Genomic DNA, 26,664 nt, shown 5'->3' with positions numbered 1-26,664 from the left:
CGAAACAAACGTAGGAGCGAGCGCAGCTCGCGATGCGCCGCGCGGGCGGCGCTCGATCTCAAAGGCGCTGCACCTCTACCGCCATCCCCCTTGCGCCACTCACCACTACCGCCCCTTAGGCCATGCACTTCTCAGCCATCTCTCGGCATATTTCTTTTCTTTTCATTCTTGAATTTTTTTATTAAGTCAAGAACCACCCTGTTCAAATCCCTCCGAGCGTGCTACAACCTGATTAAGCAATGATCTAGCTGCTTGATAACGAAGGGAAAAATATGACGAAGTCGGAGCTGATCGAACGTATTGTCACCCATCAAGGGCTGCTTTCGTCCAAGGACGTGGAGTTGGCCATCAAGACCATGCTTGAACAAATGTCCCAATGCCTGGCTACTGGCGATCGCATCGAGATCCGTGGCTTTGGCAGTTTTTCCCTGCACTATCGCGCACCGCGCGTTGGTCGCAACCCCAAGACCGGCCAGTCGGTGGAGCTCGAGGGCAAGTTCGTGCCCCACTTCAAGCCAGGTAAAGAGCTGCGTGACCGGGTCAATGAAGAAGAGCACGAGCACCCTTGAGTTATAAAAAGGAGCAATTCTGATGCGTAACCTCAAGCGCGCCCTGGCGGCGTTGTTCGTGCTGCTGTTGGCGGCTGTGGTGCTGTTCTTCGTGTTGGAGAACCAGCAACCGGTGGCGCTGGTGTTGTTTGGCTGGGCTGCACCAGAAATGCCAGTAGCAGTGCCAGTTCTGGCCGCGCTGGTGGTTGGCCTAGCGGTCGGCCCGCTGCTCGGTGCCTACGGTGTACAGCGCAGCAAGCGCAAAATTCGCGCCTCCGCTCGCCAGGCAGCATTGAGCCAGAATTGATGATTAGTCCTACAACCATGTAGGAAATCTCCTCCTAGGCGTCCGCGCTCTGAAATGAAGTAATAGGCGCTTCATTTCTGCCCTAGGCGAGCGCGCGACAGCATGCAATTTCCCGCCCTATCCCATCATGGTGGTACTCGAAGTGTCACCGGCTCGTGCCATCAGCTTCACCTAAGCCCAGCCACTAGCCTGCTTATCGACTTTGGCCTTGAACAGGGTGGCGAGGCGGCGCCTGGCGCTGAATTTGCGCCTATCGGCTTTGACATCGCCGGCATTGAGGCTCTGATCATCACCCATGTGCACATGGATCATGTGGGGCGCATCCCGGCACTGCTGGCTGCCGGCTTCCGTGGGCCCATCATCTGCAGCGTGCCGTCGGCCAAGCTTTTGCCCCTGGTGCTGGAAGATGCGTACAAGCTCGGCGTAAGCTCAGACCCCGTTCAGGTCGAGCGTTACCTGGCGCTGTTGCAGCGTCTTGTCGTGCCGCTCGCGTATGAGCAGTGGCATTGCGTGGTCGAGCAGGGCGGGCTTGCCTGTAACATTCGCCTTCAGCGTGCCGGCCACCTGCTTGGCTCTGCGTACGTAGAATGCGATGTACGCATCGATGGGGCGCAATCTGCTTCGCGTATCGTTTTCTCGGGTGACTTGGGGGCCCCGGGCAATCCCTTGTTACGCCCAGTTCAGTCACCAGAACGCGCCGATATTCTCGTGCTGGAAAGCACCTACGGCGACCGGCTGCACTCGGGGCGCAGCGACCGTCAGCAACGGCTCGAGGCGGTGATCGATCGGGCGCTGGCTGATAACGGCACCATATTGATACCGGCATTCAGCCTAGGGCGCACCCAGGAGCTGCTGTACGAAATCGAAGACATCCTTCACCGCAAGGCATTGCTCAACGATGGGCGCCAGTTGCCTGGCGACGACCCATTACAGGCGATCGACTGGTCGCGCTTGCCGGTCATCCTCGACTCGCCACTGGCGCAACGCATTACCAAGGCCTACCGCGAACTGCACGAGTTCTGGAATGACGAAGCTCGGCAGCGGCTGGGCGAGGGCAGGGGGCCGCTGGCCTTCGACCAGTTGGTGTGTGTGGACACCCATGTCAAGCATCAGGCTGTAGTCAACCACCTCAAGAGTACCGGGCGGCCGGCGATCGTGATTGCGGGTAACGGCATGTGCTCCGGTGGGCGCATCGTCAATTACCTGAAAGCGATGCTGGGGGACCCTCGGCACGAAGTGGTGTTCGTCGGGTATCAGGCCATGGGCACGCCGGGGGCAGTGATCCAGGCTAGCGAAGGGGCGGAAGGGTTTGTGCAGATTGTGCTCGATGGTGAGCTGTTTGAGATACGGTCAAAAGTAATGAGTGTGAGCGGTTATTCCGGGCATGCCGATCAGGCGGGGTTGGTAGAATTCGTTCAGGCTATGCCGAGCCCGCCTCGGCAGGTTGTATTGGTGCATGGCGAGCCGCGTGCGAAACGTGCGTTACAGCGCGCCTTGGACCAAGTACTGGTGCAAAGTAATGCATCGACGAGTGTTTTTATTGCACTTTAACGCGTACTTTGACTGAACATTGACGAACACTGTTGTCTTATTCCCGCCGGGGCGTGTCGCGGTGCAATTACACATTGCTGGCGACATGCCCACAACCCCGCTGCAAGCCCCGGTTCTTGCGCTGGCTGGGCAAGCTACAGCGAAAAAACTCTGGTATTCTACTGGCCGAAGCTTGCGTCTTGAGCCTATGGAATGGCCAGGGAATAAATACGCTGGGCGCGTACATTTAGCGCCGGCGCGATCATCGCGGCGGCGGTCAAACACAGACACATGCAGGTTCCCTGAGGTTGATGACTTCAAGTGGCCGTTAAGGACTCGATTATGGAATTGATCCCGGTAATTCTATCCGGCGGCGTTGGCAGCCGATTGTGGCCAGTATCTCGTGAGGCTCACCCCAAGCCATTCATGACCCTGCCAGACGGGCAGAATCTGATCCAGAAGACCTTCCAGCGCGCTGCGCGCCTCGAGGGCGTGGTCGAAGTGCTGACCGTCACCAACCGCGATCTGCTGTTCAAGACCGAGGACGAATACCGCAGCATCAATACCCGTGGCCACGCCCAGGGCTTCATTCTCGAGCCCTTCGGTCGCAACACTGCAGCTGCAGTGGCTGCAGCTGCGCTGCAGCTGCGCCAGACCCACGGCCCGCAAGCCTACATGCTGGTACTGGCAGCGGACCACTTGATCCAGAACGAAACCGCCTTCGCCGATGCAGTCGCTAAGGCTGTGCACCTGGCCGAGCAAGGCTGGTTGGTCACTTTCGGCATCAAGCCTCAATACCCTGAAACAGGCTTCGGTTACATCGAGGCTGCCACCGGCGGTGTACTGGCCGGCGGCTTGAAAGTCGAACGCTTCGTCGAAAAGCCTGACCTGAAAACTGCCGAGTCCTACGTGGCAGCGGGTAACTATTTCTGGAACGCCGGCATGTTCTGCTTCCAGGTTGGTGCAGTGATCGCAGAGTTCGAGGCCCATGCGCCAGATGTGCTCGAAGCCGTCACTCAAACCCTCGATGCCTCGCGCTGCTCCACCTCCAAAGGCTACAGCTGCCTGGCGCTGGACGCTGATAGCTTTGCCAAGGTACCGGACATTTCCATCGACTACGCCCTAATGGAGCGTTCACGCAAGGTTGCCACCGTGCCTTGCGACATCGGCTGGAGCGATATTGGTTCGTGGAATGCAGTCAGCGAGCTGACCTGCGCGGACGAGCAAGGCAACCGCTTCGAAGGCGAGGTAATGGCCTATAACGCCAGCAACAACTACGTCAGCACCGAGGACCGCTTGGCGGCGCTGGTTGGCGTACAGGACCTGCTGGTGGTCGATACCCCAGATGCGCTGCTGATTGCCCACAAGGACCACGCGCAAGACGTCAAGCATATCGTCAAACGCCTGAAAAGCGATGGCCACTCGGCCCACCTGCTGCATCAGACCGTGCACCGCCCTTGGGGTACCTACACCACCCTGGAAGACGGTGAGCGCTTCAAGATCAAGCGCATCGTGGTCAAGCCGAAGGCCTCGCTTTCGCTGCAAATGCACCATCACCGCAGTGAGCACTGGATCGTGGTCAGCGGTATGGCCGTTGTGGTCAACGATGATCAGGAGCTGATGCTCAACACCAACGAATCGACATTCATTCGTGCGGGCCACAAGCATCGTTTGCAGAATCCAGGTGTCATAGACCTGGTCTTGATCGAAGTGCAGAGCGGCGACTACCTCGGCGAGGATGATATCGTCCGCTTCGAGGACAAATACGGTCGTTGCGACGGCTAGATCAAGCCTTTCTCGTCGGCCCTGCGTGCTTGTGCAAAGCACCGGGCCGATCTTAATGCGGCAAACCATTCGCCGGTCATCCCCTTCCAGTCGGCGCACGCCTATGCGGCGCCGCACCGAGAGAGATGTATGTACGCTCCTATTCAGACCCGCTGCTTCAAAGCCTATGACATTCGCGGCCAAGTGCCGACCGACCTGAACGACGATATCGCCTACCGCATTGGCCGTGCCCTGGTGGCCCAACTGGGTGGGCGCAGTTATGTGGTAGGGCGTGACATGCGCCTGGAAAGCCCAGGTCTGTCCCGCGCCCTGATGAAAGGCCTGACCGAAGGCGGCGCCGATGTAATCGATATCGGCCTGTGCGGCACCGAAGAAGTGTATTTCGCTACCAGCCATTATCAGGCCGATGGCGGCATCATGGTCACCGCCAGCCATAACCCCAAGGGTTATAACGGCATGAAGCTGGTGCGTGAGCAGTCGCGCCCGATCAGCGGTGATACCGGCCTGAACGACATTCGCCAGCGTGTCGAAGCCGGCGACCTGGGCAACCAGGCCGCTCAGCCAGGCACCATCCGCGAGGCGTTCGACAAAACCGCATACATCGACCACTTGCTTACCTACATCGACCTCGCTGCGCTCAAGCCCCTGAAAGTGCTGGCCGACCCGGGTAACGGTGCAGTTGGCCCCGTGCTGGAATTGCTGAAAGCTCGCCTGCCATTGGATATCACCATCATCAATGGTGAGCCGGACGGCAATTTCCCTAATGGCATTCCCAACCCGTTGCTGCCAGAGAACCGCGACCTGACCCGTCAGGCCGTGCTCGATACGAATGCCGATATGGGCATCGCTTTCGACGGCGACTTCGACCGCTGCTTCTTCTTCGATAACCAAGGCCGCTTCATCGAAGGCTACTACGTGGTCGGCCTGTTGGCCGAAATGCTGCTGGCCAAGCACCCTGGCAGCAAGATCATCCACGACCCGCGCCTGACCTGGAATACCATCGAACAGGTCGAGGCAGCCGGCGGCGTAGCCATCCAGAGCAAGACCGGCCATGCCTTTATCAAGGAGCGCATGCGCGCCGAAGACGCCGTATATGGCGGCGAAATGAGCGCCCACCACTACTTCCGCGACTTCGCCTATTGCGACAGCGGCAATATCCCGTGGCTGTTGGTGGCCGAGCTGATGAGCGTGACCGGCAAGACCCTGGCCCAGCTGGTGGACGAGCGTATCGCCAAGTTCCCATGCAGCGGCGAGATCAACTACGAAGTGGCCGATGTGAAAGGCACGATCGACAAGATCCTGAACCATTACCTGCCGCAAAACCCCAGCGTCGACCGTACCGACGGCATCAGCGTGGCTTTCGCCGGCTGGCGTTTCAGCCTGCGCGGCTCCAACACCGAGCCGCTGCTGCGGCTGAACGTGGAGAGTCGCGGCGATGAAGCGCTGGTGGCGCAGCACGTCGCGCAAATCGCGCGCTTGATTCAAGGATAACTATGTTAGGCATGTTTCGGGGCGTCTGGGATTACCGGGGCTTCATCCTCACGTCCATCAAGAACGAGTTCATCTCGCGCTTCGCCCGTAGCAAGCTAGGCGGCCTGTGGATGATTATCCACCCTCTGGCGCAAGTGGCGATCTACGCGTTGATCCTGTCCAACGTGCTCGGCGCACGCCTGCCCGGTATCGACAACAAATACGCCTATGCGCTCTACCTGATCGCCGGCATCCTGGCCTGGAACCTGTTCGCGGAGATCGTCGGGCGATGCCTGACGGTGTTCATCGAACAGGGCAACCTGATGAAAAAGATGCGCTTTCCGCGCATTGCGCTGCCGGTGATCGTGGTGGGCTCGTGCCTGCTCAACAACCTGTTGTTGTTCATCGCAGCGATGATTATTTTCGCCTTGTTGGGCCATGCTCCCAACGCCCAGATGCTGTGGCTGCTGCCCCTGACCCTGGTTGTGGTGGCCTTCGCCGTCGGTTTGGGCCTGGTGCTCGGTGTTCTGAACGTGTTTTTGCGCGACATAGGCCAGGTTGTGCCGATTATCATGCAGGTGTGGTTCTGGTTCACGCCGATCGTGTACTCGGTCAATATCGTTCCCGACTATCTCAAAGGCACCCTGGATATCAACCCGATGTATGCCATCGTTACCGGCTATCACAACGCGTTGGTTTACAAGCTTGCCCCGAATATCGCCGAGCTGGGCGTCACGGTTGCCATAGCCTTGGGCCTGATGGGGCTGGGGCTGTTCTTGTTCCGCAGGGCTTCTGCCGAGATGGTGGACTCGCTATGACATTGATGTCCGTTACCAATGTAGGCAAGGCCTACCGTAGCTACCGCTCCGAATGGCAGCGCATCGCACGTTGGTGCTACCTGCCGGTCAAGGCCAGCAGCGAGCACTGGGTGCTCAAGCACATCAGCTTCAATATTCAAGCCGGGGAAGCCATCGGCTTGGTAGGGCAGAACGGTGCGGGCAAGTCCACCCTGTTGAAGATGATTACCGGTACCCTGCAACCAAGCGAAGGTACGGTGCGCGTCAATGGCCGCATCGCCGCCATTCTGGAGCTGGGCATGGGCTTCAACGCCGAGCTCAGCGGGCGCCAGAATGCCTATCATGCCGCGGGGTTGATGGGCTTCTCCACCGAACAGATCGATAGCGTCATTGACGACATCGAGGCGTTCGCCGAAATCGGCGAGTACTTCGACCAAACCGTGCGCACCTATTCCAGCGGCATGCAGATGCGAGTGGCGTTTGCCGTAGCCACCGCCTTCCGCCCAGAAATCCTCATCATCGACGAAGCCTTGTCGGTGGGTGACAGCTACTTCCAGCACAAGAGCTTTGGCCGTATCAAGGAATTCCAGCAGGCAGGCACCACGCTGCTGATCGTATCCCACGACCGCGCAGCCATTCAGGCCCTGTGCAACCGGGCCATATTGCTGGACGGCGGCACCGTCATCAAGGACGGTCCACCCGAAGAGGTGATGGATTACTACAACGCCCTGATCGCCCAAAAGGAAAACGCCACCGTCGCGGTACAAACGCTGGAAAACGGTGCTGTTCAGACCCGCTCGGGCAGTGGTAAGGCCAGTATCGAAGGTGTCTCGCTGTTCAACGCACAAGGCGCTGCTGCCGAATACGTGACAGTGGGTGAGGACATTTGCCTTGAGATAGATGTGGCTATCAACGCCCCGTTGCCTGAGCTGGTGGTGGGCTACGTGATCAAGGACCGCCTGGGCCAGGACGTTTACGGTACCAATACCCATCACCTGGGGTGTGCCCGCAAGGACCTGGCGCAGGGTACGCAGCTGTCGTACCGTTTCCGCTTCCCCGCCAACCTGGGCGTGGGCTCTTATTCCGTCGCCGTCGCACTGCATGCGGCCGATGCCCACGTGGTGGACAACTACGAGTGGCGCGACCTGGCATTGGTGTTCAACGTCGTCAACGTTTCGCAAAGTACGTTCGTAGGCCTTGCCTGGATACCTCCGACCGTGGAGTGCAGTAATGGATAGTCGATTCTACCGGGCGTTCGAAGACCGCCACCGCGGCTCGCGGGCGCTGATCGCCGGCCGGCTCGAAGTGTACCTGCCGTTCCTGGCGCCGCTCAAAGCCAGGTATCCTCAGGCAGCCGTGCTGGACTTGGGCTGTGGGCGCGGCGAATGGTTGGAGATGCTGGTTCGAGAAGGTTACGACGCCATCGGCGTCGACCTGGACGAGGGCATGCTCGAAGCCTGCCGCGAACTGGGCCTACCAGTGCGCACCGATGATGCCCTCAATGCGCTGCGCCAGTTGCCCGATGCCAGTCTGGTCGCCGTCAGCGGCTTCCATATCGCCGAGCACATCCCCTTTTCCGTGTTGGAAGAAGTGGTCGGCGAAGCCATGCGGGTACTGCAGCCAGGCGGCTTGCTGATTCTTGAAACGCCCAACGCCGAGAATGTGGTAGTCGGTACCAACAATTTCTTCGTCGACCCCACACACGACCGCCCGATCCCCCACCTGCTCTTGTCTTTCCTGACCGAGTTCAAGGGGTTTGCCCGCTCCAAGGTGCTGCGCCTTCAGGAAGCGCCAGACTTGCACGAGCCTGAGCGCAAGCTGGGTGTGATGGACGTACTGGCGGGCACTAGCCCAGATTACGCCGTAGTGGCGCAAAAGCAGGCGGCGGCTGATGTGCTGGCTGAGTTCGACGAACCCTTCGAGCAGGAGTATGGCGTGGCGCTGGATGAACTGGCCTCGCGTTATGACCAAGCTCTGGAAGGCCGATTAAATACTTTAGAGAACCAAATGGCTACCGAAGTACACGACTTACTCGGCGCCCTGAAAGCTGAACAGGCTGAACGCGTCCAGTTGCTCGAAGCAAGTTTTGCGCAGGAGCGCGAGCGCTTGCAGGGGCAACTGGTGAGCGAACTTGAGCGCTTGCAGACACAACTGGACAATGAGCGAGTGCGCGCGCAGTGCGAGCTGGAAAAGGCGTATGAGCAGGTCGATCAGCTACGAACCGAACTCAACACTTCGCTCGGCAACGCTCACAACTGGTACCTGCGTGCCACCGTTCTGGAGCAGCAATTAACGGAGCTTCGCAGCAGTACGGTGTGGCGCGCGACAACGCCAATGCGCCAAGTAGGTCACCTGGTCAAAAACCCGCGCAATGCAACAACGGCCGCTAAGCAAGGCCTGCGGCGTATCGCGCCCCATGCCCGGTTATGGCTAGCGCGCCGCCCTGCCATTGAACGCAGGGTCAGGTCCCTAGTGCAACGCAGCCCATGGCTCACTGGCGCTCTACGTGATCTGTTGAAAGTAGAAGCGCCTGCAATGCCTGTAGAGGCCAACGACCCACAGCACGGTTTGATCGACCATGCTCCATTGACCCCACGGGGGCGCAAGATCGAAAGCGCCCTGCGTGCTGCCGTGACGAAGGGCCAGAAGTAATGCGTATCGTAATTGACCTGCAGGGCGCGCAGACCGAGAGCCGTTTCAGAGGAATTGGTCGATATAGCATGGCGTTGGCCCAGAGCATCGTGCGCAATCGCGGCGAGCATGAAGTCTATTTGGTGCTCAACGGCATGCTGCACGACAGCATCGAGCCTATCCGGACGGCGTTCATCGGATTATTGCCGCAAAGCCATATCCGAGTGTGGTACGCCGAAGGCCCCGTTGCAGACAGCCACCCAAACAACATGGCGCGTCGTCAGACGGCGGAGTATGTCCGCCAGGCGTGCATCGATGCGCTCGAGCCGGATGTGATCCACGTGACCAGCTCCGTGGAGGGTTACATTGACGACGCGGTGATAGGTAGCGCCACATTGCATCGGGGGGCGTTGGTGAGTGCGACGCTCTATGATCTGATTCCGCTGGTAAGCCCTCAGCAATATCTCGATGGCAACCCCGCCTACAAAAGCCATTACCTGGCCAAAGTCGCGGACTTCCAGCATTACAATTTGCTGCTGTCGATTTCCGACTTCGCCCGCCAGGAAGCGCTATCCCTGCTGCCATTGGACGAGGCGAAAGTCGTCAACGTATCCACTGCTGCAGATGACGTGTTCTACCCGGTCACATTGGCGCACGAAGAGCGGTCGGCGTTGCTCGAGAAATTCGGTTTGCGCGAACCTTTCGTTCTGTATACCGGCGGTGCAGATGAGCGCAAGAACCTGCCTCGCCTGATCGAGGCTTTTGCATCGGTCAAGCCCAACATCGGTAACACGCAGTTAGTATTCGCCGGCAAAATGCCGCAGTACCATCTAGATCTTTATCGTCAGCATGCCCTGGACCAGGGATTGGACGCGGACGATCTGGTCTTCACCGGCTTCGTCACCGATGCAGAACTTCGCAGCCTGTACAGTATCTGCGAGCTCTACGTGTTCCCCTCCTGGCACGAAGGCTTCGGTCTGCCGCCGCTGGAAGCCATGAAATGTGGTGCCCCCGTGATCGGTGCCAACGCCTCCAGCATACCGGAGGTGATTGGCTGGGATGCCGCAACATTCGACCCGCACGATCTGGCGGCAATCGCCAGCAAGCTTGAGCAAGCCTTGCTGGACGATGCTTTCCGCAAAGCACTGGCCGTTCACGGGGCCGACCGGGCCGAATACTTCTCATGGGATCGTACTGGGCAGGCTGCCATCAAGGCCTTTGAATCCGCCTTGGCCGAGCGCGAAATTGGCGAAGGGGATATCGAGCCTCAGCGCGATCATCTCCAGCAATTGATCGAAACCCTGAGCGCAATTGCCCCATTGCAGAACGCAGAGGTTAGCGTAGAGCGCTTGGCCAAGGCCGTTGATTACTCGATTCAGCCCCCAACAGATGTTCCCAGCTTGTTCGTCGACATTTCAGAGCTGTGCAAACACGATGGCAAAAGCGGCATCCAACGTGTAGTGCGTAGCATCTTGCTGGAGTGGCTGGTCAACCCGCCCCCCACGTACAAGGTCGTACCGGTGTATACGAAGGCGGGAGAGCCCTTCTACCGTGAGGCATCGGTATTTACGGCCAAGTTCTTGGGCCAGCTGCCAGCCGAGACGCTGCAGGACGAAGTGATCAGCTACCGGGCCGGTGACGTCTACCTTGGCCTTGATCTGTTGATGGATGTGCTCCCGCACAAAAAGGCCTACTTCAACGCGATGCGCGACCACGGCGTCAGCATCCTGTTCGTTGTCTATGACTTGCTGATTCTGCAACTACCGCACTGTTTCGTCGAAAGCTTGCATGAACACTACGCGAAGTGGATCCAGACAGTCGCCGAATACGACGGCGCCATCTGTATTTCTCAAGCCGTAGCTGATGAGCTGAATGACTGGCACGTGGAGCACATGCCACCCCGTAAGCGACCGTTCCACATCGGTGCCTTCCACCTGGGTGCCGATCTTGACCAGTCTGTGCCTTCGCTGGGGTTCCCTGAAGACCCTGCCATGCGCCTGGAGGCATTGGAAGCCAATCCCACGTTCCTTATGGTAGGCACCCTGGAGCCCCGTAAAGGGCATGCGCAGACGCTCGATGCGTTTGAACAGCTATGGGCCGAAGACGTACGAGCCAATCTTGTCATCGTAGGTAAACATGGTTGGCTGGTCGATGAACTGGCGCAGCGGCTTACTCACCATCCAGAGCGCGGCAAGCGCCTTTTGTGGCTCTCTGGAGCAAGCGACGAGTACCTTGAACACCTGTATCAAAAGTCCGACTGCCTAGTAGCTGGCTCGTACGGAGAGGGGTTTGGCCTGCCATTGATCGAGGCCGCCCAGCACAAGCTGCCGATCATTGCCCGTGACCTTCCGGTATTCCGGGAAGTCGCTGGTGATTATGCTTGGTACTTCGAGGGCACGCATACAGAAGAAATTGCCCAGAAGATCAAACAATGGCTGGGGTTGTTCGAAAAGGGCGAGCACCCTCAGTCCACCAACATGCCATGGTTGACATGGAAGGCCAGCGCACAACAGCTGGTTGCTGCAATAGATAAGTGCGCGTTCTAACGCGCCTGTAAAACACAGACTGGGGCGTTTGCAATGGATTCAAGGTTGGGTTCCACGGGGAGGACGGGCCTGGCGTTAGCTTTGGCTATCGCTGTCTGGTTCGTGTGGCATCATTTTCCTTCAGGTTTTATCGCCGGTACATCTTCGTATTGGCAGTCGGAGGTCGACGACGTTACGCAATACATCTCTGGCTTCCATGCATTTTTCAGTGCGCCTTTCGGGTATCCGCTGCTGGCATTCGACAGCATCAACTACCCGCAGGGCACGCGCGCAACGTTCATGGATACCATTCCGCTGTATGCGCTTATTCTCAAACTGGTGGTGCCGGCGTCCTACGCACCGTTCAACCCGTATGGCGTTTGGGTGGGCCTTGCATTTATAGGCCAGGCCGTGTGCGCCTGGTGGATACTGCGCGAGCTTCAGGTCAAGTCTTGGTTGGCGTTGATTGCGCTGGTCGTCTGCTTACTGATCTTTCCGGCGTTCACTGCGCGCGTGGCGCATATTTCGCTAATGACGCACTGGATCATCTTGGCTGCGATCGCGCTTTATCTGCGCGGCCAACGCCTTGAGCGGGTACCCCTTGCAGGCTGGACTGTATTGTTGGTAGCTGGTTTCTACATAAACATCTACCTGTGCGTCATCGCGAGCGCGATCTATGTGGCGAACTGGCTCGCCAAGCCAAGGCATTACCACTGGGTGGATGTGCCTCGAGCGTTCTTGCCCTTCTTGATCATCGGCGTCAGCCTTTGGGTAACCGTGTTTCCCATGGACTCGACAAACGTAGCCAAGGAAACAGGTTTCGGCACATTTTCCATGAACTTGCTGGCACCCTTTGCAGGTGGCAAGTTCTTCCCCATCGCAAACGCAGAAATGCCAGGGCAGTACGAAGGGTTCAACTACCTGGGCCTAGGGGTGCTACTGGCATTGTTGGCAGGCCTGACATTGGGTGGTGGTAAGGCCCTGAGGTGGGCGGCCAACAACTGGCCGCTGGTTCTGGTGATGCTAGGCTTCACTCTGTATGCGCTTTCCGACACGATATACTGGGGAACCCACCAAGTACTGGTTTTGCATTACCCAGCGTTCATGGAGCCTATCACCAGCCAGTTCCGAGCATCTGGCCGGTTCTTCTGGCCGGTGGGGTATGCGCTGACCATTGCAGCCATCGTGCTGTTGTACCGCAGGTTGCCAAAACCAGTTTTCGCGTTGGCGATGCTGGTGATGATCGTGGTTCAGGTAACTGACATGTCCATAGAGCGCCACCGTTTGATCGATGACGCCAAACGCCCAGCGACGCCGATCTTGAACCAGGCTGCATGGGATGCCCAGATAAAGGACGACATCCGGTACCTGTATTTCTTCCCCAAGTTCCGCTGCGGGCGCTCTGACATGATCCTGAGTACGCTGATGCCGACAATGCGTTATGCCGTCGAGCATGGGCTCAAGATCAACACCGGCTATGTGGCACGCGCCAACTCCGACTGCGCAGTGGAAAGCACCCAAGCCGAAATAGCTAATACGGATACGCGCCACTCGCTGTATGTATTCGTCAAAGGCGATTTTCCTGAGGTGAGCCAAGCGCTGGCGCTTTTCCCCGCCGATAAGCGGCCTAATTGCATCGAGCTCGATTACGCCCATGTGTGTAAGTTTCAGGTGGACAAGGAGCGCCCATGATGAGCGAGCCCCGGCGCCTGTTGTCGCTGATTTCTCCGTTTTACAACGAAGAGCCTGGTGTTTGCGCATTCTTCGAACGTGTGGACGCGCTGTACCAAACGTTGGCGGATCGTTACGACTTCGAGGTTATCGCGATCAATGATGGCAGCAGGGATCGCACGTACGAAGAACTGCTCAAGGCCCAAGCGACTCACTCGTATGTCACAGTCGTCGACTTGTCGCGAAATTTCGGCAAAGAAGCGGCGCTTTCAGCCGGCCTGGACTTCGCCAATGGCGATGCAGTCGTGCCTATCGATTCCGACCTCCAGCACCCCCCAGAAGTAGTACTCGAACTCGTCGCCAAATGGGAGGAGGGTGCTGAAGTGGTGCTGGCCAAGCGGGTTGATCGACGTACCGATCACGCCGTGCAGAAATTCACCGCCAACGGCTTCTACAAGTTGCACAACTCCATCTCGGACATTCACATACCTGCTGATGTAGGTGATTTCCGCTTGATGGATCGTAAGGTCGTCGATGCGCTGAAACAACTTCCCGAAAACCGTCGCTTCATGAAGGGGCTGTTTGCCTGGGTAGGTTTTCGCACCGCCACCATCGAATACCATGTGGCGCCCCGCAGCACCGGCAAGACCAGCTTCAACACTTGGAAACTCTGGAACTTTGCCATCGAAGGTATCACCAGCTACAGCTCGGCACCTTTGCGAATATGGACATACCTTGGTGGTGCGGTCTCGGCCATGGCCCTGCTGTACGCAGTCTACCTTCTGATCAAAACCCTATGCTTTGGCGTGGATACGCCGGGTTATGCCTCGTTGATGATTACCATTCTGTTCGCCAGCGGCGTACAGCTCATCGGGATAGGGGTGTTGGGGGAATATGTGGGACGCATTTTCGTCGAATCGAAGCGTAGGCCCGTGTACATCGTACGCGAAGTGATCAAGCCCCACAGATGATCATTTCAGCCAAGTACTACCAGTTTCTACGTTTTGCCATGGTCGGCATAGCCAACACGGCGGTGCATGCTGGCGTTGTAATTGGGCTCATGGAAACGCTGGCGCCTCCTGCGGCAGTGGCCAATGCGTGTGCATTCATCGTGGCCAACCTCATGTCCTACTGCATCAATAGCCGGTTTACCTTCCGGGTGCCTATGAGCTGGCTGGGATACCGGCGCTTCTTGCTGGTCTCACTCGTGTCGCTGGGACTGACACTACTCATAACCTCCTGGGTGGAGTACATGGGTTGGCACTATGGCTTGGGCCTGGTGATGGTGATCTTCATCGTACCGGTGCTGAATTTCATGGTCATGAGGCTTTGGGCATTTGCCCCGGCCAGATCATGAAAACCGCCCGACAAGCATCCTTTTAAGCGCGAATTTTTCTGGAATACGTAACAGGTACTCGAACTATGACAATTGGCCAGCAAGAACACCTTTCGCCTGGCAGCGTGCAACCTAGCGAAGATCGCTCTACCAGCATTGCCGTCGTGATCCCTTCCTACAAGGTGACTGCGCATATCCTGGGGGTAATAGCCGATATCGGCCCGGAAGTTCAGCGCATCTACGTGGTGGACGACTGCTGCCCGGATGGTTCGGGTCGCTTTGTGGAAGAGCACGCCACCGACCCGCGAGTGGTGGTACTGCGCAACCCTGAAAATCAGGGCGTGGGCGGTGCTGTAATGACCGGATATCAAGCCGCTATCCAGGATGGCATGGAGATCATTGTCAAGATCGATGGTGATGGCCAGATGGACCCAGGCCTGCTGATGAACTTCGTTACGCCCATTCTTGAAGGCACGGCCGATTACACCAAGGGTAACCGGTTCTACGACCTGGAAGAGATCCGGGCAATGCCCAAGATCCGCCTATTCGGCAACGCCGTACTGTCCTTCATGACGAAGTTTTCGTCGGGTTATTGGGATCTGTTCGACCCCACCAACGGCTACACAGCTATTCACCGTGACGTTGCCCGCCACCTGCCGTTTTCAAAGATTAGCCGTCGTTACTTCTTCGAAACGGATATCCTGTTCCGGCTCAATACCCTGCGTGCGGTCGTCGTCGACGTACCCATGGACGCCAAGTACGGTGATGAAGTCAGCAATCTGAAAATTTCCAAGATCGTGGGCGAGTTTCTGGCCAAACACGTGCGCAACTTCGGCAAGCGGATCTTCTACAACTACTACCTGCGGGACATGTCGCTGGCCTCGCTTGAGCTGCCTGCGGGGCTACTGCTGCTCGTGTGGGGACTGGTCTTCGGCTTGTCTCACTGGGCCTCTTCCATTTACACCGGGGTCGCCAATTCTGCTGGCACCGTGATGTTGTCCGCCTTACCGATCTTCCTGGGTATACAACTGATTCTCGCCTTCCTGGGGCAGGACATTGCCTCGGTTCCAAGAAGGCCGTTCCACCTTTCGCGGTTGAAGTCCAAGTTCAAAGCAGGTAAACGCCCATGATGTATGCCATCGCGATTCTATGTGTCGTGGGTATTGCGACCGGTCAGATCATGTTCAAGCTCAGCGCCAGTGCGCTGCAACGCGCCGGGACAATCTTCGACCTCAAGACCCTGATGATTCTGGGCTCTGCGTTCGCGCTCTACGGTGTGACCACCATCGCTTGGGTATGGGTGCTGCAAAAGATCGAGTTGGGCAAGGCCTACCCGCTGATGGCGTTGGCTTTTGTACTCGTTCCCATTGGTAGTCATTTCATTCTGGGTGAGCGGTTTCAGGTTCAGTATTTCATTGGCGTCGCATTCATCATGTTCGGCATTGTGCTGGCCGTTAAGTCCTGATTGGAAGCAAATGCATCAGATCATGGAAATGAACAGCAGTAGAAAGGATAGGGGAGTATGAAGTTGATAGACAGGTCGCACCTCAACGCGACTATGGCGGTAGCGGCAATCATGGCACTGGCCTTCGTGCTTCTGCTGATGCGTTCAAGCGGTATTTACCCGACCGTCTTCGGCGATGAATACACGTACAGCTCAATGGCGCGTGTCTTGCCGCTTTCAAGTGCATCGATACCCAACTACCTCTATCTGAGCATCTACAAGTCGACGTTGATGTGTGGCGATGGGTTCGTCGGTTGCAGCAAGCTGCTCAATGCCCTGTTCTTCGTATGTGCCTCACCTTTTATCTTCATGGTGGCGCGCCGGTATTGCAGCGCACGGGTATCGGTATTGATCGTGGCCTTGAGCATGCTCGGGCCTATCAACGGCTATACCACGTACTTCATGCCGGAGGCGTTATTCTACCTGACGTTCTGGATAAGCACCTGGTACTTCCTGACCCTGGCCTCGAACGCGCCATGGCAACGTTGGGCGCTACTCGGTGTGATGATGGGATGCTCCTCCCTCGTCAAGCCGCATGCGCTATTCGTTATCCCTGCCTTCTGCTTGTGCATCGCATATTTTGCCTACAAAGATCAGAACCGTTGGTTCGTCGCAGCGGTAAAAAACTCAGCTGTGTTCATCGGTGTGATGTTGCTCACCAAATTCGGCTTCAGCTACTTGGTCGCCGGCAAAGCAGGATTGACACTGTTCGGCAACTTCTACGCCACCACGCTGGAGTCCAGCGCTTCCAGCCTTGATCGGTACTTGGCTATCCTGAAAGCTGCGCCAACCATCGCCGCCGGGCATCTGCTGGGCAACGCCGTAATGTTCGGCTGCGCCCTAGCCATCATTACCGCAACCGCCATAGCCACGTTGAGAACCCGGGCCATCGGCGAGGCCGGCAAGTTTGCTTTCTTCACGCTGTTCCTTCTGCTGAACCTGATTGCCGTGGTGGCATTGTTCTCGGCCTCCGTGGCAGGTACCAACGCTGTGGAAACCGCGTTGCGTCTTCATATGCGCTATTACGATTTCCTGTTCCCGCTGCTGTTCATCGCGGCAGGTGCAGAACTGGCAGGCTCCAAACTTATGGCGCATCGCTATGTGCGGTGGGGCGTGGCGATCGTGATCATGGGGGCTGTACTGTATGCAGGCATCACACGCATGCATCCCTTCACATTGAGCTTCATCGACAACCCTGAACTGCGCGGCTTTACCTTCCACAAGAAAATCTTCGTTGCATTAGCGTTGCTCTCGCTGATCAGCTTGGTGCTGTGGTGTATTAGGCCTCGTAAGAGCATGCAGCTGTTTCTGTTCATCTACCTGCCTCTCTCCATCCTTGTCAGCACGGTTTACGCCAGTATTTCCTTGCTAGAGCGCACGGATGCAGACGCGTATGACAAAGCCGGCATGTTCGCTCGCCAATATCTGCCCGTGAGCGAGCGCCCGCATCTGCTAGTGGTGGGGGATAACCCCGCCTCGATTCTGCGCGCATTGTTCTGGGTCGAGGATCTGAATGCTGGCCCAGACTTGTCATATAAGCCAGGCGAGATCTACACCGCTGCCCAGTCGCCAGCGGACAAAAAATGGATTTTGGTGGTAGGAGATGTCGAGTTCGCCGAGGGTGACTTCAAGGTCCTCAGGCTTAATGGTTTCTCTCTGGCAAAAAAACTGCCCAAGGCGAATCCGCTGCTGCTAGATTTCCGCTCAGACATCCAAGCTGAGTATGTAGACGTGCTGCGCGGCCTTTCCCATGCCGAAAGCTGGGGAGCCTGGTCTATTGCAGACACGGTGACTTTGCAATTCGCCCGGCCGCTGCCCAGAGCTTTCACACTAGAGATCAATGCCAAAGCCTTTGGTCCTAATCAGGGCCAGGCTTTTGAAGTCAATGTTGATGGCCGCCGATACCCGTTGAAACTCAGTGGTGACGTAGAGCCTTATAGCTTGAGAATCGAGAACCCCGACGAAGTCAGCAAGCTGACCATCAAGGTGCCCCAGCCGATTTCGCCCGAGCAACTAGGCATCAGCGGCGACAAGCGACCATTGGGTATTGGTATCCGACAGATTGTAATCCGGGAAGAAAAGTAGAACACCGTGACGGTACCTATGCGTTGAAATCAATAGGTACCGTCTAGGTTGGACCCAGAGCATGCTGTCAAGGGCGAGCCGTTCGATTGGCCATCCTAGCCTCCCACACTAGTAGTGAGTTCTCGTTCACCGAGTCGCTGATGGTTAGTCCATGCATGTAACCATCAGCTCGGACGCTTGAGCATCGAATGCTCCCAGTGTGCCTATCTAGCTACAGACCAGCGGGTTCGGTTTTGCTGTGTGCCTTGGGCGAACTCGGGCTTACCGCAGCGGTGAAGCCGCGAGGTTGTCAACTCTCTTTGTCGAAGCGGGTTTTTGATGAGCAACGAATGGTTGAGCGTAGCTTTGCTCGGTGGTAGCGCCAAACGAAAAGAAGCGGTGGGAGTGTGTATGAGAGTGGACTACAGAAAGCGGTAAACATCGATCCAGAGGCTGACTGGAGTGATATCCACATCTTGGGAACAACACCGCTGGCCCTTATCCACAGGCGCGCCGAACAGTGCGGCTAAGATTATTGATTTCGCATCTCAGTCGACAAGGCCAAGCCCTACAAGGCTTGGCCTTGTTTGAGAATTACTCGAACACTTCAGCGTTAGCTAACGCTCCGCCAAGTTGATCCTTGCCCGACAAGCTCGGGCTAAAATCGATCGGCCATTCGATACCGATCTCTGGGTCGTCCCACGCGATGCAACGCTCACTGGCTGGCGAATAGAAGTCCGTGGTCTTGTACAGGAATTCAGCCGTTTCGCTCAGCGTGACAAACCCGTGTGCGAACCCCGGCGGAATCCACAGCTGATTCTTGTTCTCGGCAGAAAGCACCGCGCCCACCCATTTACCAAAGGTAGGGGAGGAGCGACGGATATCGACCGCGACGTCGAACACTTCGCCTTGGACCACGCGCACCAGTTTGCCCTGGGCGCGTGGAGGCAGTTGGTAATGCAGACCTCGAAGCACACCTTTCACGGAGCGGGAATGGTTGTCTTGAACGAAGTCGGTGCGCAGGCCGGTGACTTCTTCGAAGACATTGGCATTGAAGCTCTCGTAAAAGAAGCCGCGGTCATCGCCGAAGACTTTGGGAGTGAATTGAAAGACACCGGGAATGGCCAGAGGGATCGCGTGCATCAAAAAGCCTTATCTTTAAGCAGGTTACGCAGGTACAGGCCGTAGCCATTCTTCAGCAATGGCTGTGCCAAGCGCTCGAGTTGTTCGGCATCGATCCAGCCTGCACGGAAGCAAATCTCTTCAGGGCATGCAACCTTGAGCCCTTGGCGGCGTTCCATGGTTGCGATGTACTGGCTGGCATCGAGCAGGCTGTCGTGGGTGCCTGTGTCCAGCCATGCATAGCCGCGCCCCATGATCTCGACATGCAACTGCGCTTGTTGCAGGTACAGGTTGTTGAGGTCGGTGATTTCCAGCTCGCCTCGGGCAGATGGCTTCAGGCTGCGCGCCAGCTCGACGACCTGGTTGTCGTAGAAGTAAAGGCCGGTAACCGCATAGTTCGACTTCGGCTGTTTTGGTTTTTCTTCGAGCGATAGCACCCGCCCGGCCTTGTTGAATTCGGCTACACCGTAACGTTCAGGGTCGTTGACGTGGTAAGCGAACACAGAAGCGCCTGTTTCGCGTTGCCCCGCGTTCAACAGCAGCGACTGGAAGTCATGGCCATAAAAGATGTTGTCACCCAGCACCAGCGCAGAGGTGTCGTTACCAATGAAGGCCTCACCAATAGTGAATGCCTGAGCAAGGCCGTCAGGGCTTGGCTGGACGGCGTATGTCAGATTCAGGCCCCATTGGCTACCGTCACCCAGCAACTGCTCGAAGCGAGGGGTATCTTGCGGAGTAGAGATGATCAGGATATCGCGGATCCCGGCGAGCAGCAGGGTGCTCAGCGGGTAGTAGATCATCGGTTTGTCGTATACGGGTAGCAGTTGCTTGGACACCGAGAGCGTTGCGGGGTGCAGGCGTGTGCCTGAGCCACCTGCCAGAATAATTCCTTTACGAGCCATGGGAATCCCTAGTTATGGATTTCGTCTAGCATGCGTTTGACGCCTTGCTGCCAGGACGGCATTTTCAAGTTGAACGTGCTTTCGAGCTTGCCCAGCGCGAGCCGCGAATTTCGCGGACGCGGTGCGGGTACAGGGTAAGCGTCGGTATTGATCGCAGAGACTTGATCAGCGTTCACTTTAAGCGATATCCCCCTGCTTAGGGCGTCTTTCAGCACAAATTGCGCATACTGATGCCAACAAGTTTCACCCGACGCTGCCAGATTATAGACCCCGGCAAGCTGGTCGTCCGCTGGTTGCTTGGCTAGCTGCCGAACGATATGGGCTGTAACGTCCGCAATCAATTCCGCACCGGTTGGTGCGCCGAACTGGTCCGCGACCACGTTCAACGCATCCCGCTCTTGAGCGAGGCGCAGCATGGTTTTCGCAAAGTTACTTCCGCGAGCAGCGTAGACCCAACTGGTGCGCAGGATAACGGCCTTAGCACTGCTGGCTTCGATTGCATGCTCACCTTGTATTTTGGTGAGGGCATAGACGGACAGGGGGCCCGTAGCTGCGGTTTCCTGCCAAGGTTGATCCCCGCTGCCGTCATACACGTAGCCGGTGGAGTAGTGGATCAACCAAGCACCTAGACGAGCTGCCTCTCTCCCGAGCACGGCAGGGGCTTGCGCGTTGATAAGCGTGGCGGAATGTTGGTCGTTCTGGGCTTCATCTACTGCAGTATGGGCTGCCGCGTTGATGATCACATCAGGCGCGATAAGGCGCACCGTAGTCGCCAATGCATCCAACTGGCTCAAATCGCCGCAAAGCTCTCCATCACCCTGACGATCAAGCGCGATTACTTCGCCGAGTGGTGAAAGCGCCCGCTGCAACTCCCAACCTACTTGGCCGTTTTTCCCCAGCAGCAGGATTTTCACCCTTCATTTGACCCGTACTGCTTAGCGACCCAATCACGGTACGAACCGTCCATCACACCCTGAACCCATTCCTGATTGGCAAGATACCAGGCGACAGTCTTTCGAATGCCGGTATCGAAGGTTTCTGCAGGTTTCCAGCCTAGCTCACGCTCGATCTTGCGCGCATCGATGGCATAACGGCGGTCGTGGCCGGGGCGGTCGGTCACATAGGTGATCAGCTCAGCATAGTTTTGCACGGGGGTGCCGGTTTTTTGATTGACCACATTGCGCGTTGCAGCGGGCGCCAGCTCATCAAGCAGAGCACAGACAGTGCGAACGATGTCGATGTTCGCTTTCTCGTTCCAGCCACCGATGTTGTAGGTTTCACCCGTTGTGCCCGCTTCCAGTACGCGTCGGATACCCGAGCAATGGTCCTCTACGTACAACCAGTCCCGGATTTGCTGGCCGTCACCGTAGACAGGTAGCGCTTTACCCGCGAGTGCGTTGACGATCATGAGCGGGATCAGTTTCTCAGGGAAGTGGAACGGCCCGTAGTTGTTGGAACAGTTAGTGGTGAGCACTGGCATACCGTAGGTATGGAAATAGGAGCGCACCAAGTGATCACTGGCAGCTTTACTAGCCGAGTACGGGCTATTGGGGGCGTAGGGTGTCGTTTCCGTGAAGGCCGGATCGTTTGGACCGAGTGTGCCGTACACCTCATCCGTTGAAACATGCAAGAAACGGAAAGCCTCTTTTTCCGGCCCCTCTAGGCCGTTCCAGTGCGCACGCGCGGCTTCCAGTAACCTAAAGGTGCCCATGACGTTAGTCTGGACAAATGCCTCGGGACCAGTGATGGAGCGGTCTACATGGGATTCGGCCGCGAAATGGACCACTGCCCTTGGGCGGTGCTCAGCCAACAGCTGGGTCAAGAGCGAGGCATCGCAGATATCGCCTTGGACGAAGCGGTGCTGGGTGTTGTGTTGAAGGGACTGCAGGTTGGCTAGGTTGCCTGCGTAGGTGAGGGCGTCTAGGTTGAGGACGGATTCCTCGTGGCGCGCGCACCATTGCAGAACGAAATTTGACCCGATGAAGCCGGCTCCGCCTGTTACTAGAATCATGAGTTGGACCTAAACCAAAATTTTGAGTACGGGGTTGTGTGCTTAAGATTGCATGATTGGGAGTGGACAGCCAATCATGACGTTTTCTTGTCATGTCTCGTGCTGAGTGATATGCACGAATGCGGGTATCCGCTCCTTGAGCGCCACATTCCAACCAGATTATTGATGATCGACGCTGCTATCCAAATTTCCCTCCGAACCGTCCACTATGGTGCGACCAAGCAACAAAGTCGAAAGTTCTATCTTTACCCAAACCCTGTAGATGTTCAAAAATCTTTTATTCGACTCACGCTGGTCGAGTTGGATCACAAGGACGCCTTTAAGACCGCATGCTTCGCCGACAGGGCCCGTAACCGCATCAAGCTAGTGTTTTCCGACCACACTGGCTGCCTCGTCTGGCCGAAGAGCCTGGAAGGCGAGCCTTTCAAGGCGTCGGCTAAGCTCTGTAGCGAAGACGTTGCCCTGACCGTTTTTTTTGACTCAATTGATTACTCGATGACTTCAGCTTCGAATGAAATATTCCCACCAGATTCGATATCACGCGCATCCAATACAATCAATACAATTCGGGCGGTGATTGCCCCATGATAATACTGTTGCGCTGAAGCAATTGCTGCCTAGCTTCTGGCTGAGCCACGGTTGCTGAACACCGTGTTGTGAACCTCAATATGGCGCAATTAGAGACGTTCGAGGAAATGTAAAATGCAACTCCTCTGTCAGAAGTGGATGACGTAGATCAAGTAGTGCTGACCCATTCTACGTCAAAGAAAGAGCAAATCGCTATCGTCTGATATCATAAGTTGATTAGTCAAGCATGAGTTGTCAGGGAGCTTGCTGATTTGCATCTAGGATTGCGACGAGCGTATCCTGAATGCAGTAAAGAGCGAGCCGAGCGATATCCTGCCGATTTAGCTCCGTATTCAAAAAATATGAGCAAGGTCCATTGGTGCATTAATTGCCAAATCGCTGGAGTACCTGCTAACAGGTCAGCAAGTCGCGCAAAATAGGTACCACGAAAGCCTAGTCCCGGTGTTCGAGAGCAGGGCACATTCCTAACCGTTGTTTTGAATTATTCGTGCCCGGATGCAGGTAAGTCCGATGCTGAACAGCTATAAAAACACGCGCATAGGTCTTAAATGAGCCAGACGGTTGGATCTGTTTGCAGGCCAGCACCAGCGCCCCTCTGATCGAAGTGGAGACGTCCGACTAGACCACCAATCGTGCGCAGGAGGTGCCGTTGAGCATGCGGGGCGGCTAATAGGGCTATGTAATCGCTGACGATTACGCCATCTACAACGGCCTAGCCTGGTATCGAGCAGCTGGCATGCGTGGTTGACGCGCTCCGCAGGAGTGTTGATGCGCAGAAAAGGCAGTAGCAGGCTAAGGCAGGCCCCGTCGATCTGGTGGTGACGATGATTAGCAAGCTTAAAAGTATTGAAAGAGCCCTTCGGCGTGGGCAGCGGAGCTTGCCACGGTTTTAAATTGGGTTTGGATTGCATCAAAGTTCTACGGGGACTTTTGAGGGGAGGGAGTAGAAAGTGATGGCGTAGCGAATTCTACCACTGCCTTCAACCATCCAAATCCTGGGTCCAGCACTGGCTTCTCTCCGGTTATTGATCGCGATTGGCTGCTTGCCCAAACTATGCAACCGTCTGCACCGAGATCCTTGAGCGCCTGTAACCTTTTTTTCATTTCATCGTAAGATAGCCATCTAGTATAGCCGTCCTCCCATATTTCAGGCGTTATATATGGGATAACTTTTTTGTCTTTCGAGTATTTCTTGGAGGCGGCGAGGTTGTATGCTGCTCCAGCGAGCCAAGTAGCATAGTCGTCTTTGCTATAGTTGTACAGGGAAGGGCTGAAGTAATCTACTGCTTCAGCAACTGAAGCGTATTTAGAGTTCAGCAGGTCATATTGCTTGCGTTTGCTGGATTTCCAGCTATATGTATTTTGAGGTACTGTCGCATAAAGTCCAAGCTGAGTATCTTTATTCACTTCGCGAAATGCTTGAATTGCTTCAATCAAACGGGTTGGTGTCTTCTCATCAAATCTATCCCAGCTCTCAATGTCCAGTGATACGATAGTTTTTGTATTTCGACCGTGACCCAGTGCAACTTCCTTCATCATGTCGCGATTGAGCGAGAATTTTTTTTCGCCAATATTGTCTTTTAAGACTGTTATCATTCGCCTTTCGTAAACCACGTCAATTGGTTTTACTCCTAACGCTTCAAACCATTCATTGCGGGACTTAACCTTCACAGGTTTTCCATGCTGGACGATAGATTCGTATGGGATAAAGCCATAAATACTGAAAGCGTATGAGTTGTTTGTCAGGCCAAGCAAGCCCATTATGGGCAAAGCCAATCTAATGCTCGAAAAAAACCAAAGCGGAAGAAGGAATCTAAAAATTTTGAACTCTGTTAGTCGGCACATTTATTGTACTCTGGTCGATCGATTAAGGGATGCGTGTATGGAAAGCGGCGCCTTCATGGCCCGCAGGCATCGCCGGCAGTTTCAGTGCTAAGCCTGCGCGGCAAGGAAAAGCCGCGCTCCAGTGCTTGCAGCAAGCGATATGGCTCTGATTTAGCGCACGAGGAACCAAATCATTTAGATTCAGACGCCCAAAGCTCTCATCCAAAACAGATGAGCCAATGAAGCAAGCCTGACTTTAGGGCCCTGAATCATTGCTCACAAGCCCCAATATACCAAATACCGGGTGTAGGTCGGATACACTACCTAGAACACGAAAATTCATAGATAAACCTCATAGACCTAGCTACCATTGATGGGGTAAGTTCCTGGCAGCTCTTCATGCGCTAGCTGGCGTGATAAAGCTTGGATCAACGACAAAATGTAAGGATATCTGATGACTGATTTGTCTCCTAGAGCTACCACTCCGTACCCCATGGTAGGGGTGATTTTTTTCAGTATTCTAACCAAAAAGAGTACCGGCTCGTGGATCTCTAGCCGGGAAAATGATTGGGACGACCATGTTAATAACATTCTCGAACCAAATCGTCTAAAATTTCGGTTGAAGCTTCTAAGCGAAGTGATTATTCCACAGTTTGCCGACCAAACATTAAAGCCCGATGAGTCTTGGTTTAGGTTGGTAATCATCACCTCTAATATGCTTCCTCAAGAGGTCAAGGAAGGTCTATATCTAGCAGTTGCTGAGTATCCCTGGATCGAAGTACAGGAGCGTGGGCCTGATGACTGGCTTGCCGCCGAGAAGGCTGTCGGTGATTCGGTCAAGGCCATGCCATGTCGATATGACACAGCTACCTTTCCGTTTTTCTCATTTCGCGTCGACGATGATGACTTTCTGCCCGTGAATTACTTGGAGAACACCCAAAAATACGTTAGGCATGAGAACGTCAATAAACTTGTCACTTATGAGCGTGGCGAAAAAATTTTGTGGGATATGAAAACTGCTTCTATTTGCAATATCGAACGCAATGTCAAAGCGTTCCTAGCCCTTGGGCTTGGAGCAGTATGTGAAGCGAGCACCTGTAATAAAGAAGTATTATCCGAGGTCAAGTCGGTTTATGTTGGAAAAAATCATTTTGAGCTTAGTGATGATTATGGTCACATAATTGATCATACTGATTCAATGTATATCTGGTCGCATCACGCATCGCAAGACACATTTGGTAGATTTAAATCAACATCTTTTAAAGGTTGTTGGGATTGTGCTCCGAATGATATTGAGTCGAGACTTCAGAACTACCCGCACGTATTGAAGTTTATCGCAAGGCAGTAGTCATAGTGGGGCCGAAATTGTCTCGGCCCCTTTCAGATTAAGCGCGTATTTAAAGTCTGAGTTTAGATCTTTTGAATCCCCGTAGGTTCGGTTTGTCAAGGGCGGCAAGCAGTTTAGGAATAATGAGTTATTTTCGTGATCTCAGCACTGGCTGAACTATTGGGCTATCTCTTATAAGACATAACCTGATGGTTTTCTTGTAAAGAGACCGGCTGGTTAGGTCGTTGGCATCTTCTAGAGACCCATAACAACTTACGCGCTCCAGCGCCTCTGTTGGATTGTGGGGCGCCGAGGATTTTAGGAAAGATGAGTGCTTTTTCGAACTAGAATCGGGGCGCTATCTACTGGAGCTTCACATGGTGAAATACCCCTAGAGTCACCGGGTTTTCTTTTGACTCTATGTTTATTGAAGGGGTGTCTGTGGTCGAGGGCTTATTGGTGTTTTAAACAAAGAAGCTGTCTGGAATAGATGGCCTAGTAGTATGCTAATTTGCTGTTGAGAATGCACCACTCACGGAAAACACACCATGAAATATGGAAGGCACGACATTCACGCCTACGAGGGGGTGGGCAACTACTAGTATTGTTCGTTTACCTCACCCACTCCTTGCTGAAAAGCACTGCCGGTTTTAGAAAATCTAGATACCCAGAATTCTGACGTTTGCAACTAGCATAAGGAACCTCAATCTAAGATGAGTCTT

General features: G+C 55.5%; 22 protein-coding genes. 17 read left to right on the top strand and 5 right to left on the bottom strand.

What is annotated here, in order from left to right; translation table 11 throughout:
- Positions 1-272 precede the first annotated feature (272 nt).
- From ihfB to ACK59H_RS07755, 15 genes are all read left to right on the top strand, one after another.
- Positions 273-569: an integration host factor subunit beta gene (gene ihfB / locus ACK59H_RS07825; protein ID WP_012313292.1), complete on the top strand. Its 297-nt coding sequence runs from the start codon at positions 273-275 to the stop codon at positions 567-569.
- A gap of 22 nt (positions 570-591) precedes the next feature.
- Entirely contained in the window at positions 592-855 is a 264-nt protein-coding gene (locus ACK59H_RS07820; RefSeq protein ID WP_060480353.1) for a LapA family protein, read from the top strand.
- A gap of 102 nt (positions 856-957) precedes the next feature.
- Positions 958-2,406, top strand: coding sequence for an MBL fold metallo-hydrolase RNA specificity domain-containing protein (locus tag ACK59H_RS07815; RefSeq protein ID WP_409264379.1), 1,449 nt, complete (start codon positions 958-960; stop codon positions 2,404-2,406).
- A 321-nt stretch (positions 2,407-2,727) separates the two neighbouring features.
- Positions 2,728-4,170, top strand: a complete 1,443-nt coding sequence (locus ACK59H_RS07810; RefSeq protein ID WP_060480351.1) for a mannose-1-phosphate guanylyltransferase/mannose-6-phosphate isomerase — start codon at positions 2,728-2,730, stop codon at positions 4,168-4,170.
- A gap of 129 nt (positions 4,171-4,299) precedes the next feature.
- On the top strand, positions 4,300-5,661 hold the full coding sequence (locus tag ACK59H_RS07805) for a phosphomannomutase (RefSeq protein ID WP_409264378.1): 1,362 nt from the start codon (positions 4,300-4,302) through the stop codon (positions 5,659-5,661).
- Between the two features lie 2 nt (positions 5,662-5,663).
- A complete protein-coding gene (locus tag ACK59H_RS07800; RefSeq protein WP_060480349.1) occupies positions 5,664-6,458 on the top strand; it encodes an ABC transporter permease in 795 nt (264 codons plus the stop codon).
- Positions 6,455-7,675 carry an ABC transporter ATP-binding protein gene (locus tag ACK59H_RS07795; protein ID WP_409264377.1) on the top strand — a complete coding sequence of 407 codons (1,221 nt, stop codon included), beginning with the start codon at positions 6,455-6,457 and terminating at the stop codon, positions 7,673-7,675. Before ACK59H_RS07800 ends, ACK59H_RS07795 begins: the two co-directional genes overlap by 4 nt.
- Positions 7,668-9,089, top strand: coding sequence for a methyltransferase domain-containing protein (locus ACK59H_RS07790; RefSeq protein ID WP_409264376.1), 1,422 nt, complete (start codon positions 7,668-7,670; stop codon positions 9,087-9,089). The genes ACK59H_RS07795 and ACK59H_RS07790 overlap by 8 nt, the downstream gene beginning before the upstream one ends.
- Positions 9,089-11,614: a glycosyltransferase family 4 protein gene (locus ACK59H_RS07785; protein ID WP_409264375.1), complete on the top strand. Its 2,526-nt coding sequence runs from the start codon at positions 9,089-9,091 to the stop codon at positions 11,612-11,614. The genes ACK59H_RS07790 and ACK59H_RS07785 overlap by 1 nt, the downstream gene beginning before the upstream one ends.
- Positions 11,615-11,695: 81 nt before the next feature.
- Positions 11,696-13,285, top strand: coding sequence for a DUF6311 domain-containing protein (locus ACK59H_RS07780; protein WP_397468284.1), 1,590 nt, complete (start codon positions 11,696-11,698; stop codon positions 13,283-13,285).
- Positions 13,282-14,235 (top strand): glycosyltransferase family 2 protein, encoded by a 954-nt coding sequence (locus ACK59H_RS07775; protein WP_397468285.1) that lies wholly within the window; start codon positions 13,282-13,284, stop codon positions 14,233-14,235. The genes ACK59H_RS07780 and ACK59H_RS07775 overlap by 4 nt, the downstream gene beginning before the upstream one ends.
- The gene (locus ACK59H_RS07770) at positions 14,232-14,621 is read left to right on the top strand and encodes a GtrA family protein (RefSeq protein ID WP_060480343.1); all 390 of its coding nucleotides are present in this window, start codon (positions 14,232-14,234) and stop codon (positions 14,619-14,621) included. Before ACK59H_RS07775 ends, ACK59H_RS07770 begins: the two co-directional genes overlap by 4 nt.
- 65 nt (positions 14,622-14,686) lie before the next feature.
- Positions 14,687-15,730, top strand: a complete 1,044-nt coding sequence (locus tag ACK59H_RS07765) for a glycosyltransferase family 2 protein (protein ID WP_409264374.1) — start codon at positions 14,687-14,689, stop codon at positions 15,728-15,730.
- Positions 15,727-16,065, top strand: coding sequence for an EamA family transporter (locus ACK59H_RS07760; RefSeq protein WP_023536240.1), 339 nt, complete (start codon positions 15,727-15,729; stop codon positions 16,063-16,065). Before ACK59H_RS07765 ends, ACK59H_RS07760 begins: the two co-directional genes overlap by 4 nt.
- A 57-nt stretch (positions 16,066-16,122) precedes the next feature.
- Complete coding sequence (locus ACK59H_RS07755; RefSeq protein ID WP_409264373.1) at positions 16,123-18,189, top strand: DUF7024 domain-containing protein; 2,067 nt, start codon at positions 16,123-16,125, stop codon at positions 18,187-18,189.
- Between the two features lie 573 nt (positions 18,190-18,762).
- Here ACK59H_RS07755 and rfbC read toward each other — a convergent pair.
- From rfbC to rfbB, 4 genes are read right to left on the bottom strand one after another with little or no spacing between them, the layout of a single operon-like run.
- The gene (gene rfbC / locus ACK59H_RS07750; protein ID WP_409264372.1) at positions 18,763-19,311 is read right to left on the bottom strand and encodes a dTDP-4-dehydrorhamnose 3,5-epimerase; all 549 of its coding nucleotides are present in this window, start codon (positions 19,309-19,311) and stop codon (positions 18,763-18,765) included.
- A complete protein-coding gene (rfbA, locus tag ACK59H_RS07745) occupies positions 19,311-20,192 on the bottom strand; it encodes a glucose-1-phosphate thymidylyltransferase RfbA (protein WP_060480633.1) in 882 nt (293 codons plus the stop codon). Before rfbA ends, rfbC begins: the two co-directional genes overlap by 1 nt.
- An 8-nt stretch (positions 20,193-20,200) precedes the next feature.
- Positions 20,201-21,106 carry a dTDP-4-dehydrorhamnose reductase gene (gene rfbD / locus ACK59H_RS07740; RefSeq protein WP_409264371.1) on the bottom strand — a complete coding sequence of 302 codons (906 nt, stop codon included), beginning with the start codon at positions 21,104-21,106 and terminating at the stop codon, positions 20,201-20,203.
- Positions 21,103-22,203: a dTDP-glucose 4,6-dehydratase gene (rfbB, locus tag ACK59H_RS07735; RefSeq protein ID WP_409264370.1), complete on the bottom strand. Its 1,101-nt coding sequence runs from the start codon at positions 22,201-22,203 to the stop codon at positions 21,103-21,105. The genes rfbD and rfbB overlap by 4 nt, the downstream gene beginning before the upstream one ends.
- A gap of 165 nt (positions 22,204-22,368) precedes the next feature.
- On the opposite strand from rfbB, the gene tnpB reads away from it, so the two are divergent.
- Positions 22,369-22,791, top strand: a complete 423-nt coding sequence (tnpB, locus tag ACK59H_RS07730; RefSeq protein WP_409264369.1) for an IS66 family insertion sequence element accessory protein TnpB — start codon at positions 22,369-22,371, stop codon at positions 22,789-22,791.
- A gap of 918 nt (positions 22,792-23,709) precedes the next feature.
- On the opposite strand, the gene ACK59H_RS07725 is transcribed toward tnpB, so the two are convergent.
- A complete protein-coding gene (locus ACK59H_RS07725) occupies positions 23,710-24,567 on the bottom strand; it encodes a hypothetical protein (RefSeq protein WP_409264368.1) in 858 nt (285 codons plus the stop codon).
- A 502-nt stretch (positions 24,568-25,069) separates the two neighbouring features.
- On the opposite strand from ACK59H_RS07725, the gene ACK59H_RS07720 reads away from it, so the two are divergent.
- A complete protein-coding gene (locus ACK59H_RS07720; RefSeq protein WP_409264367.1) occupies positions 25,070-25,963 on the top strand; it encodes a glycosyltransferase in 894 nt (297 codons plus the stop codon).
- Positions 25,964-26,664: the final 701 nt, after the last annotated feature.

The sequence above is a fragment of the Pseudomonas sp. KCJK9000 genome (assembly GCF_046230725.1).
In the GTDB taxonomy this organism is placed as follows: Bacteria; Pseudomonadota; Gammaproteobacteria; order Pseudomonadales; family Pseudomonadaceae; genus Aquipseudomonas; species Aquipseudomonas promysalinigenes.
The sequence above is the reverse complement of the archived record's forward strand: the minus strand, read 5'-3'. Positions and strand labels throughout refer to the sequence as shown.

Excerpts from the sequence above, each read along its gene's own strand:
- ihfB (WP_012313292.1), top strand. The coding sequence starts at position 273 with ATGACGAAGTCGGAGCTGATCGAACGTATTGTCACCCATCAAGGGCTG.
- ACK59H_RS07820 (WP_060480353.1), top strand. The coding sequence starts at position 592 with ATGCGTAACCTCAAGCGCGCCCTGGCGGCGTTGTTCGTGCTGCTGTTG.
- ACK59H_RS07815 (WP_409264379.1), top strand. The coding sequence starts at position 958 with ATGCAATTTCCCGCCCTATCCCATCATGGTGGTACTCGAAGTGTCACC.
- ACK59H_RS07810 (WP_060480351.1), top strand. The coding sequence starts at position 2,728 with ATGGAATTGATCCCGGTAATTCTATCCGGCGGCGTTGGCAGCCGATTG.
- ACK59H_RS07805 (WP_409264378.1), top strand. The coding sequence starts at position 4,300 with ATGTACGCTCCTATTCAGACCCGCTGCTTCAAAGCCTATGACATTCGC.
- ACK59H_RS07800 (WP_060480349.1), top strand. The coding sequence starts at position 5,664 with ATGTTAGGCATGTTTCGGGGCGTCTGGGATTACCGGGGCTTCATCCTC.
- ACK59H_RS07795 (WP_409264377.1), top strand. The coding sequence starts at position 6,455 with ATGACATTGATGTCCGTTACCAATGTAGGCAAGGCCTACCGTAGCTAC.
- ACK59H_RS07790 (WP_409264376.1), top strand. The coding sequence starts at position 7,668 with ATGGATAGTCGATTCTACCGGGCGTTCGAAGACCGCCACCGCGGCTCG.
- ACK59H_RS07785 (WP_409264375.1), top strand. The coding sequence starts at position 9,089 with ATGCGTATCGTAATTGACCTGCAGGGCGCGCAGACCGAGAGCCGTTTC.
- ACK59H_RS07775 (WP_397468285.1), top strand. The coding sequence starts at position 13,282 with ATGATGAGCGAGCCCCGGCGCCTGTTGTCGCTGATTTCTCCGTTTTAC.
- ACK59H_RS07770 (WP_060480343.1), top strand. The coding sequence starts at position 14,232 with ATGATCATTTCAGCCAAGTACTACCAGTTTCTACGTTTTGCCATGGTC.
- ACK59H_RS07765 (WP_409264374.1), top strand. The coding sequence starts at position 14,687 with ATGACAATTGGCCAGCAAGAACACCTTTCGCCTGGCAGCGTGCAACCT.
- ACK59H_RS07760 (WP_023536240.1), top strand. The coding sequence starts at position 15,727 with ATGATGTATGCCATCGCGATTCTATGTGTCGTGGGTATTGCGACCGGT.
- ACK59H_RS07755 (WP_409264373.1), top strand. The coding sequence starts at position 16,123 with ATGAAGTTGATAGACAGGTCGCACCTCAACGCGACTATGGCGGTAGCG.
- rfbC (WP_409264372.1), bottom strand. The coding sequence starts at position 19,311 with ATGCACGCGATCCCTCTGGCCATTCCCGGTGTCTTTCAATTCACTCCC.
- rfbA (WP_060480633.1), bottom strand. The coding sequence starts at position 20,192 with ATGGCTCGTAAAGGAATTATTCTGGCAGGTGGCTCAGGCACACGCCTG.
- rfbB (WP_409264370.1), bottom strand. The coding sequence starts at position 22,203 with ATGATTCTAGTAACAGGCGGAGCCGGCTTCATCGGGTCAAATTTCGTT.
- tnpB (WP_409264369.1), top strand. The coding sequence starts at position 22,369 with ATGATCGACGCTGCTATCCAAATTTCCCTCCGAACCGTCCACTATGGT.
- ACK59H_RS07720 (WP_409264367.1), top strand. The coding sequence starts at position 25,070 with ATGACTGATTTGTCTCCTAGAGCTACCACTCCGTACCCCATGGTAGGG.